The organism is Kitasatospora sp. NPDC127111 (genome assembly GCF_042677465.1).
Lineage (GTDB): Bacteria > Actinomycetota > Actinomycetes > Streptomycetales > Streptomycetaceae > Kitasatospora.
The window spans coordinates 1-8,915 of the sequence record NZ_JBHXTG010000123.1; the positions used below are offsets into that span (position 1 = coordinate 1).

Annotated in this window: 7 protein-coding genes; 4 read left to right on the forward strand and 3 right to left on the reverse strand. The window is 75.2% G+C overall.

The window, feature by feature from the left end; genetic code table 11:
• The first annotated feature begins 234 nt into the window (after positions 1-234).
• The 4 genes from ACFVHB_RS38500 (at position 235) to ACFVHB_RS38515 (ending at position 4,024) form a co-directional block, all read left to right on the forward strand.
• On the forward strand, positions 235-1,239 hold the full coding sequence (locus tag ACFVHB_RS38500) for an ABC transporter ATP-binding protein (RefSeq protein ID WP_380332230.1): 1,005 nt from the start codon (positions 235-237) through the stop codon (positions 1,237-1,239).
• Complete coding sequence (locus ACFVHB_RS38505; protein WP_380332233.1) at positions 1,236-2,069, forward strand: ABC transporter permease; 834 nt, start codon at positions 1,236-1,238, stop codon at positions 2,067-2,069. The genes ACFVHB_RS38500 and ACFVHB_RS38505 overlap by 4 nt, the downstream gene beginning before the upstream one ends.
• Positions 2,070-2,172: 103 nt before the next feature.
• Complete coding sequence (locus ACFVHB_RS38510; protein WP_380332236.1) at positions 2,173-3,378, forward strand: sensor histidine kinase; 1,206 nt, start codon at positions 2,173-2,175, stop codon at positions 3,376-3,378.
• 25 nt (positions 3,379-3,403) lie between these two features.
• Complete coding sequence (locus ACFVHB_RS38515; RefSeq protein WP_380332239.1) at positions 3,404-4,024, forward strand: response regulator; 621 nt, start codon at positions 3,404-3,406, stop codon at positions 4,022-4,024.
• A 28-nt stretch (positions 4,025-4,052) separates the two neighbouring features.
• Here ACFVHB_RS38515 and ACFVHB_RS38520 read toward each other — a convergent pair whose 3' ends face one another.
• From ACFVHB_RS38520 to ACFVHB_RS38530, 3 genes are all read right to left on the reverse strand, one after another.
• Positions 4,053-4,952, reverse strand: coding sequence for a phosphoribosylaminoimidazolesuccinocarboxamide synthase (locus ACFVHB_RS38520; protein WP_380332242.1), 900 nt, complete (start codon positions 4,950-4,952; stop codon positions 4,053-4,055).
• Positions 4,953-5,050: 98 nt separating this feature from the next.
• Positions 5,051-6,592 (reverse strand): N,N-dimethylformamidase beta subunit family domain-containing protein, encoded by a 1,542-nt coding sequence (locus ACFVHB_RS38525; protein WP_380332245.1) that lies wholly within the window; start codon positions 6,590-6,592, stop codon positions 5,051-5,053.
• A 226-nt stretch (positions 6,593-6,818) separates the two neighbouring features.
• A complete protein-coding gene (locus tag ACFVHB_RS38530; protein WP_380332248.1) occupies positions 6,819-8,399 on the reverse strand; it encodes a hypothetical protein in 1,581 nt (526 codons plus the stop codon).
• Positions 8,400-8,915: the final 516 nt, after the last annotated feature.

The following is an 8,915-nucleotide window of genomic DNA, read 5'->3' on the forward strand; positions in this document are numbered from 1 at the left end:
GTAGAGCATCACCTTGCCAAGGTGAGGGTCGCGAGTTCGAATCTCGTCGTCCGCTCCAGCACGAAGGGCCCTCTCGATCGAGAGGGCCCTTCGACGTTTCCCGGTCCGGCATTCCCGGGCCGGACCGCCCGCTCCCCGGCGATGACATTTGTCATCGCCGACCCGTGTCGGCGCATCCCGTTCTCATGACGGCGCGCACTGCCCGCGGGGCCCGGGCGGCGGAAGGCTTGAGGCATGGAAACGAGCCAGCCCCCCGCCCCCAGCGAGCCTGTGATCGAGGTCACCGGCCTCCACCGCCACTACGGCTCCGGCGCCACCGGCTACCACGCGGTGCGCGGCGTCGACCTCTCCGTCGGCCGGGGCGAGCTGTTCGCGCTGCTCGGCACCAACGGTGCCGGCAAGACCTCCACCATGGAGCTGATCGAGGGCCTCGCCGCCCCGACCGGTGGCCGGGTGCAGGTGCTCGGCCAGGACCCGTACCGCGAGCGGGCCGCCGTCCGCCCCCGGATCGGCATCATGCTCCAGGAGGGCGGCTTCCCCGGCGACCTCACCGTCGCCGAGACCGGCCGCTCCTGGGTCGGGACGACCAGCAACGCCCGCCCGCTGGACGAGGCGCTGGAGCTGGTCGGCCTGACCGCCCGCCGCAACGTCCGGGTCAAGCAGCTCTCCGGCGGCGAGCGCCGCCGGCTCGACCTGGCGATGGCCCTGCTCGGCCGGCCCGAGGTGCTCTTCCTGGACGAGCCCAGCACCGGCCTCGACCCGGAGGCCCGCGCCGCCGTCTGGCGCCTGGTCCGGGAACTGCGCGCCCAGGGCACCACGGTGCTGCTCACCACGCACTACCTGGAGGAGGCCGAGGAGCTCGCCGACCGGCTGGCCATCATGCACGGCGGCCGGGTCGTCACCACCGGCACCGTGACCGAGGTGATCGCCGGCCGCCCCTCCCGGATCTCCTTCGAACTCCCGGAGTTCACCGGGACCTCGCTCCCGACGCTGGCCGGGGCCCACGTGGTCGCGGACGGCCGGAAGATCACCGTCCAGACCCCGCGCCTCCAGGCCACCCTCACCGAGCTGCTCGGCTGGGCCGACCACCACGGCATCGCGCTCGGCGCCCTCGACGCCCGCAGCGCCTCGCTGGAGGAGGCCTTCCTCGCCATCGCCTCCGAGGCGGCGCACCAGCCGCCGGCCGACGCCCCCGCCGCCCCCTCCGCCCGCCGCCGCCTGATCGGACTCGCCCGATGACCGCCTCCGTCGTCCCCTCCTCCCCCGCCGCCCCGCGGAGCACCGTCGCCCGCCGCCTGCTCGCGCTCGGCCGCGCCGAGGCCGTCCTGCTGCTGCGCAACCGGACCGCGCTGTTCACCGCCCTGCTGCTGCCGGTGCTGCTGGTCCTCGGGCTGAAGAACGTGCTCGACCAGCAGGCCAAGGACGACCCGGGCCTCGACGTCGACTCGCTGCTGGTCAACGGCGCCGTCGGGATGGTGCTGGCCTTCGTCGTCTACTACAACCTGACCGCCGCCTACGTGGCCCGCCGCGGCGAGCTGGTGCTCAAGCGGCTGCGCACCGGCGAGGCCCGCGACCTGGAGATCCTGGCCGGCACCGCGGTGCCCTCGGTCGGGCTGGCCCTGCTGATGTGCGCCGTGATCGGCGGTGTCGGGGCCTCCGCCCTGCACCTCAGCGCGCCGGTCAACCCGCTGCTGCTGGCCGCCGGGGCCGTCCTGGCCATCGTCACGCTGATGGCGCTGGCCGCCCTCTCCAGCGCCTTCACCAAGACCGTCGAGAGCGCCGGCATCACCACCATGCCCGTCCTGCTGCTCACCCAGTTCGGCTCCGGCCTGCTCATCCCGCTGGAGGTCATGCCCGAGAAGGCCGCCGACGTCTGCCGGCTGCTGCCCACCACCCCGGCCTTCCAGCTGATCCGCCTCGGCTGGTTCGGCACCGACGGCTCCGCCGCCCCCACCGGTTTCGCCGGCACCTGGGCCACCGCCGCCCCGCACCTGGTCACCGGCTCCGTCTGGCTGGCGCTCGCCGCCTGGGGCGCCGTCCGCTACTTCCGCTGGGAGCCGCGCCGCTAGGGTCCGTCCGTCCGGCCGGAGGAGACCCCGGCCGCGCCTGGTAGGAATGGCGGAGCACGATCATGGTCGAACGGGGGCGGGACGGATGGGCATCGTGAATCCGGTGCGCAAGTGGCGGGGCTACAGCAAGCCCCAGCGGTCCGAGCTCTACCTCCGCTGGTCGCTCTACCTGATGGCGGTCTTCCCGCTGCCGGGCGCGCTGCTGAGCATCGGGACCGACTCGGACAACCAGCGGTACCTGGCCGCCGCGCGGGTGGCCGTCGTCATCGGCCTCGCCCTGACCCTGGTCACCCTCCGGGCCTACCGGACCTCGATCGACCACTACCTGAGGCGGCCCACCGACCACCGCCGCTGGCTCGCCGTCACCGGCACCGTCGCGTTGGCCGGTTCCTGGGCCCTCCTGCTGGTCGGTCCGCACGCCGGGACCGGGCCGGACGAGGTGCCGTTCACCGTCGGCACCGTCAGCACCATGCTCTTCTCGGCCTTCGGCCCGTTCGCGGTCGCACTGCCGCCGCGCCGGTCGGCGCTCGCCGGGCTCGGCGGTCTGCTGGCCGTCGCCCCCGCGATGCTGGTGGCGGGCATCGAACCGGCGACCGCCACCGGGGCGCTCACCTTCACCGCGGTGCTCATGGTCTCCATCGGGTACAGCTGCCGCGGCTTCGCCTGGCTCCAGTCGGTGGTCTGGGAGCTGGACGCGGCCCGCGAGGCGCAGGCCCGGCTGGCCGTCGCCGAGGAGCGGCTGCGGTTCTCCCGCGACCTGCACGACGTGATGGGCCGCAACCTCACCACGATCGCGCTGAAGAGCGAGCTGGCCGTCCAGCTGGCCCGGCGCGGCCGTCCGGAGGCCGCCGACCAGATGGCCGAGGTGCAGCGGATCGCGCAGGACTCCCAGCGCGAGGTCCGGGACGTGGTCCGCGGCTACCGCACGACGGACCTGCACGCGGAGGCGATCGGCGCCCGCGCGGTGCTCCGCTCCGCCGACGTGACCTGCGAGATCGACCTCGGCGAGCACGCCGACCAGCTGCCGGTACCGGTCCAGTCGGTGCTCGGCTGGGTGATCCGCGAGGCCACCACCAACGTGCTGCGGCACAGCGAGGCGGGCCGCTGCTCGATCCGGCTCCGCCGGGAGGACCACCGGGCCGTGCTGGAGCTGGAGAATGACGGGGTGCCGGCCGTCCCGCCGCCCTCCCAGGGCAGCGGCACCGGGCTGCGCGGACTGCGCGAGCGGCTCGCCGCCCACGACGGCGAGCTGACCGTCCCGGACGCCCCGCCCGGCAGCTTCCGGCTGCTCGCCAGCGTCCCGCTCTGAATCCGCTCCCCGGAAGGCCCCGCCGATGACCGACACCGCGACCGTCCGCGTCCTGCTCGCCGACGACGAGCACCTGATCCGGGGCGCGCTGGCCGCGCTGCTCTCGCTGGAGGACGACATCGACGTGGTCGCCCAGGCCGCCTCCGGCCCGGAGGCGGTGGCGATGGCCTCGGCGCACCGCCCGGACATCGCGGTGCTGGACCTCCAGATGCCCGGGCTGGACGGCATCGAGGTGGCCACCGAACTGCGCCGGATCCTGCCGGACTGCCGGACCATGATCGTGACCGGCCACGGCCGCCCGGGCTACCTGAAGCGGGCGCTGGAGGTCGGCGTGCGCGGCTTCCTGCCCAAGACCGTCTCGGCGGCGGACCTCGCCGGGATCATCCGCACGGTGCGGGCGGGCGGCCGGTACGTCGACCCGGAGCTGGCGGCGGACGCGATCAGCGCGGGTGAGACGCCGCTGACCCCGCGCGAGACGGACGTGCTGGAGCTGGCCGCCGACGGCACCTCGATCGCCGAGATAGCCACGCGCGCGGCGCTCTCCCAGGGCACGGTCCGCAACTACCTCTCCTCGGCGGCCGGCAAGCTGGGCGCCGAGAACCGCCACGCGGCGGTGCGGATCGCCCGCGAGCACGGCTGGATCTGAGCCGGGCCCGCGGGCGCCACCGCGGTCGTCAGACCCAGTGGGTGCCGGTCAGCCGCTCGTACACCTCGATGTACTTGGCCCGGGTCTGCTCGACGATCTCGGCGGGCAGGGCCGGCGGCGGCTCCTCGCTGAACCGGTCCCAGCCGGAGGCCGGGGAGACCAGCCAGTCGCGGATGAGCTGCTTGTCGAAGGAGGGCTGCGAGCGGCCGGGCTGCCACGCGTCGGCCGGCCAGTACCGGGAGGAGTCCGGGGTGAGCACCTCGTCGCCGATCACCAGCTCGCCGTCCAGCAGGCCGAACTCGAACTTGGTGTCGGCCAGGATGATGCCGCGCTCGCGGGCGATGTCCCGGGCCCGGGCGTAGACGTCCAGGGTGGTGCGGCGCAGCTGGGCGGCCAGCTCGGCGCCGATCCGGCGGGCGGTCTCCTCGTAGGGGACGTTCTCGTCGTGCTCGCCGACCTCGGCCTTGAGCGCGGGGGTGTAGATCGGGGCCGGCAGCTCGGAGCTGTTCTCCAGGCCCTCCGGCAGGGCGATGCCGCAGACCGTCCGGCTCTCCTCGTACTCGGTCAGGCCGGAGCCGGCCAGGTAGCCGCGGGCCACGGCCTCGACCGGGATCATGTCCAGGCTGCGGCAGACCAGGGTGCGGCCCTTCCAGTCGGCGGGGGCGCCGGCCGGGACCTCGGTGGAGATCACGTGGTTGGGCACGATGTCGGCGATCCGCTCGAACCACCACAGCGAGAGCTGGGTGAGGATGCGGCCCTTGTCGGGGATCTCGTTCGGGAGCACCCAGTCGTGGGCGGAGGTGCGGTCGCTGGCGACCATCACCAACTCCCCGGCCTCGGTGCGGTAGAGGTCGCGCACCTTGCCGGTGTGCAGGTGGACCAGGCCGGGTACCTGGACCGGCTCGGGCTTGGTGACAAATCCGCTCAAGGTGTCTCAGTCCTCAGGGGTCGTTCGCGGGCGTGGGGCGCGAAAGGGGAGGTCACTGCCCCTGCAGTCTTTCACGACCGCCCGGACGCCCGGTCCGGTCAGTTCTTGCAGAGCCGGTCCAGCAGGTTGGCGGTGGCCCGTTGGATGCGCTCGTCGGTGAGTCCGGGCCGGTCCAGCGCGGGCGACCAGGCGAAGGTGCCGGCGGCGAAGACGTACGCGCCGCTCGGCGCCCGGTAGAGCGAGGTCTCCTGGTAGCGGGTGCGGCCGCCGAGGTCCCGGTACGGGGAGTGCGCGAGCAGCACCCGCTCGGTGTGCTCGGGCAGTGCCACCTTGGGGTAGTAGCGGTCCGCCTCGCCGGCCACCAGCCCGGGCAGCTCGTCGCCCTCCTGGACGCCGGTGCCGTCCCAGAGCCAGTGCGCGGTGTGCCGGGCGACCAGCGGGACGGGGGCGGCGACCCGGCCCGAGTACTGCAGGCCGAGCAGGTGCTGCTCGGGCTCGCCGGCGTCCCGCCACAGCGCGCTGGCGGCGCCGGACACCCCGGCGGCCGGGCTGCCGGGCCGGACCTTCTGCCGCTTGCGGCAGTTGAGCAGCCGGTTCGGCTCGCCGGAGGGGGCGGGGCTCAGCTCGACCCGCCAGTACATGGTGTTGGCGGAGAGGAAGACCAGCGAGGTGCCGCCGTCGCGGGCCCGCTCGGCGGCCCGGCGCATCGGCTCGGACCAGTACTCGTCGTGGCCGGGGAAGACCAGCGCCTTGTGCCGGGCCGGGTCGACCAGGCCGGCGTGCAGGTCGGTGGCGGTGGCGTAGGAGAGGTCGTAGCCGTACCGCTCGGCCCACCGGATGAAGTCGTAGGCGTGGCCGACGTGCAGCGGCAGCCCGGCGGTGGCGTGCGGGCGGTCGAAGGAGACGGTGACGGCGGCCTCCGGCTCGCCGACCAGCCGGCCCTGGTCGTCCCAGGCGTGGTAGAGGCTGGCGCCGCTGCGGCCGTCCTCGGGGAAGAGGTTGTACGCCTGCCAGGTCACGTCGGGGAGCACCAGCAGCAGCTCGGCGGCGTGCGCCCGGTCCTCGAAGTCCCGTACGGTGAACGGGATGTGGCTGCGGTGCAGCATGTCACCGGTGGTCAGCACGGCGACGTAGGCGCCGGGCTGCCAGTGGGTGGGGATCTGCAGCCGCCAGGAGTGCCACCAGTGGTGGCAGGAGACCGTCCGGCCGGCCACCAGCGGGGCGGGCTGGGCCAGTCCGGCGATCAGCGGACTGGACGTCATGTGGTGGGCGCCGTCGCCGCCGTAGTGGCCGATCCGGTAGACGTCGACGGTGAACTCGCGGGGCGGGTTCACGGTGACCCGGAAGTCCACCGAGCCGCCGGGGCGGACGATGCCGGCCGAGGCGAAGCCCTTGATCTGCTGCACCACGTCGTTGGCGCCCTGCGGGGTGCCGACCGGCGGCTTGGGCGGGCGGGCGCCCGCGGCCAGCGGCTGCTGGCCCGGCGCGTCCACCGAGACGTACCAGGGGACGGTGCCCTCGGCGCCCGCGAGGTACTGGTCGGGGCTGCGCAGCCAGGGCAGCGGGCCCTGGCCGAAGGGGTCGGAGACGCTGTACGCGTGCGTTCCGGACTCCCAGCGGCGGTTGAGTTCCGTCCCCACGCGCCCCTCCCACAGGTGCACCCTCGCCGGCTGGCATGTGCCCACCGGATGTGCGTGCGGTCTAATACACCACAGAGTGCTGGCGCTGTGTCACCCAACGGTAGCAACTAGTGGCGGAGAATCTTCCGGTCCGCCCCGCGGAGGGCCCCGGCCTGCGAAGACCCGCCGCCCCCGGTCGGTCCGGGGGCGCGAGCCCGGGCGCCGAGCGCCCTCTTCGATCATCCGGTCAGAGCCGGACCGGCTTCTCCAGCCGGACCTCGGCGGCGTCCAGCCAGGCGCGCAGCGGGCCGTCCTGGCCCTGCTCCACGGCCTGGGCCACCGGGGCCGCCAGGTCGGTCCGGCGGACGCCGCGGATCAGCAGCACCGGGCCGTCCAGCCAGTCCAGGCCGGGGGTGGCCCCGGCGGTGTCGACGGCCGCGCAGCAGACCATCGCGGTGACGTGGTCGACCAGCAGGTCGCGCCCGGTGCGGACGGGTTCGAGCAGCGGTGCGGGGGCCGTGGTGCGGGCCAGCTGGGCGGTGAGCGAGGCGGCCAGCTGTTCGCCGTCACCCTCGGCGAGCCGGACCAGCAGCCGGGTGAGGGTCGGGGAGCCGGGACGGGCCTGCGGGGCCGCCCGGTCCAGGGCCGACTGCAGGGTGGCGGCCCGGGCGCGCCAGCCGGCGTCGACCACCTCGGCCGGGTAGTCGGCCCAGTCCAGTTCGCGCCAGCTGCCGGACGCCGGCCGGCCGAAGAAGAGGTCGGCGGCGAGCAGCGAGACCGCCTCGTCGACCGCGCCCGGCTCCTCCAGCAGGTCGCAGGCGGGGCGGTCGCCGAGCCGGCTGCCGTAGCCGTCGGCCAGCCGGTCGCGCCGGGACAGCTCGGTGAGCGCGGCGACCACGCCGGCGTTGAGGTGGGCGGGGTGCCGGCCGAGCCGCCAGGCGGGCAGCGCGACCCGGGTGAGCAGCCGGTCCCAGCCGGCGTAGGCCAGGCCGACCTGCTCCTGGGCGGCGATCCGCAGGCCGTAGTCGACCGTGCGGGCCTGTTCGGAGGCCCAGCCGGCGACGGCCCGCTCCAGCTCGGCGGAGTGCGCGCGGCAGGCGCCGAGCAGCCGGCGGGTGATCCGGTCGGTCAGGCCGGCCGGGCCTCGGCGGCCGGTGCGCGGCGCGTCGGGTGCGGCGGACCCGACGGACCCGGCCGGTCCGGCGGCGGCCGGGTCCAGGCTGGCGTCCAGACCGCGCAGGAAGCGGCGGGCGGCGGCGATGTCCGGGTCGGCGGCGGCCGCGGTGCCGGCCACCACCGGGGCGAGCAGGGCGCGCAGCTCGCCGGCCCGCATCCACCACAGGAACGGCGAGCCGATCACCAGCACCGGCGCGGGCGGGTGGTGGTGCGCGGCGTGCCGGGCCCGGCGGCCGGCCGGGCGGGGCGGCGGGACGTCCTCCAGCCAGCTGTCGCAGTCCGGGGTGAGCGCGATCGCGGACGGCGCGGGGACGTCCAGCCGGTCGGCCAGCTCGTCGATCAGCCGGTACAGCTCGGGGGCCTGGGCCCGCTCCAGCGGGACGGCCGGGGTCTGCGGCGGGACGGCCCGGCGGTGGGCCCGGGCGGCCAGCCCGGCCACCAGCAGGGTGGCGGCGGCCACCGCGCAGACCACCCAGCGGACGGCGTCCCAGGCGGCGGCGTCGGGGGCGCCGGGCGCACCGAGCCGGCCGGTGAACCGGCCCGCGAGCAGCACCACCGCGACGGCCGCGGGCAGCGCGGCGGCGGCCAGGGCGAGACCACGGACCCGCAGGACCGCCTGGGCATGAGCGCGCGCGGTGTCGACAGCGGCCATACGGTGCGGCACCCCCTTCGGAGCCCTCGGGCATCCGGTGACGGGCCCTGAGCCGACTCGAAACGATCACTTCCGACTGGGAAACGGCGACGTCCGATCCCCGGTAGTACATGCTGTGTGGCGCTTCTGACATTTTTGACGCCCGCACCGGGGTGGGTGTTCCGGATCCCGCCGGTTTCCACTCGTCCCGGTGACGGCGCCCGGAATCCGGACGACCGCGCCGGGGCGCTGTGCGAAGCGGTCGTGCGTGCCCGCCCGGCCGGACGCCGTCCAGCATCCCCCCACGTGACCGCCGCTACCCGGCGGCCGCCGCGAGCGGCGTGGCCCGGGGCGCTGCGGACCAGCGCACCATAAGGCCGGGCGCCGGGTTACGTCAGCCGGATGCGGGTGGTGTCACTCGATGGGCTGTATTCCGGCCGCCGAACGGTGCGCCGCCGGCCGGAACCGCTCCCGGCCCTCCGACCCCGGAAACGCCGCGGGGGGGGGGGGCGGGTGGGGGGGGTTTGGCACGGCGCG

Excerpts from the sequence above, each read along its gene's own strand:
- ACFVHB_RS38505 (WP_380332233.1), top strand. The coding sequence starts at position 1,236 with ATGACCGCCTCCGTCGTCCCCTCCTCCCCCGCCGCCCCGCGGAGCACC.
- ACFVHB_RS38515 (WP_380332239.1), top strand. The coding sequence starts at position 3,404 with ATGACCGACACCGCGACCGTCCGCGTCCTGCTCGCCGACGACGAGCAC.
- ACFVHB_RS38500 (WP_380332230.1), top strand. The coding sequence starts at position 235 with ATGGAAACGAGCCAGCCCCCCGCCCCCAGCGAGCCTGTGATCGAGGTC.
- ACFVHB_RS38530 (WP_380332248.1), bottom strand. The coding sequence starts at position 8,399 with ATGGCCGCTGTCGACACCGCGCGCGCTCATGCCCAGGCGGTCCTGCGG.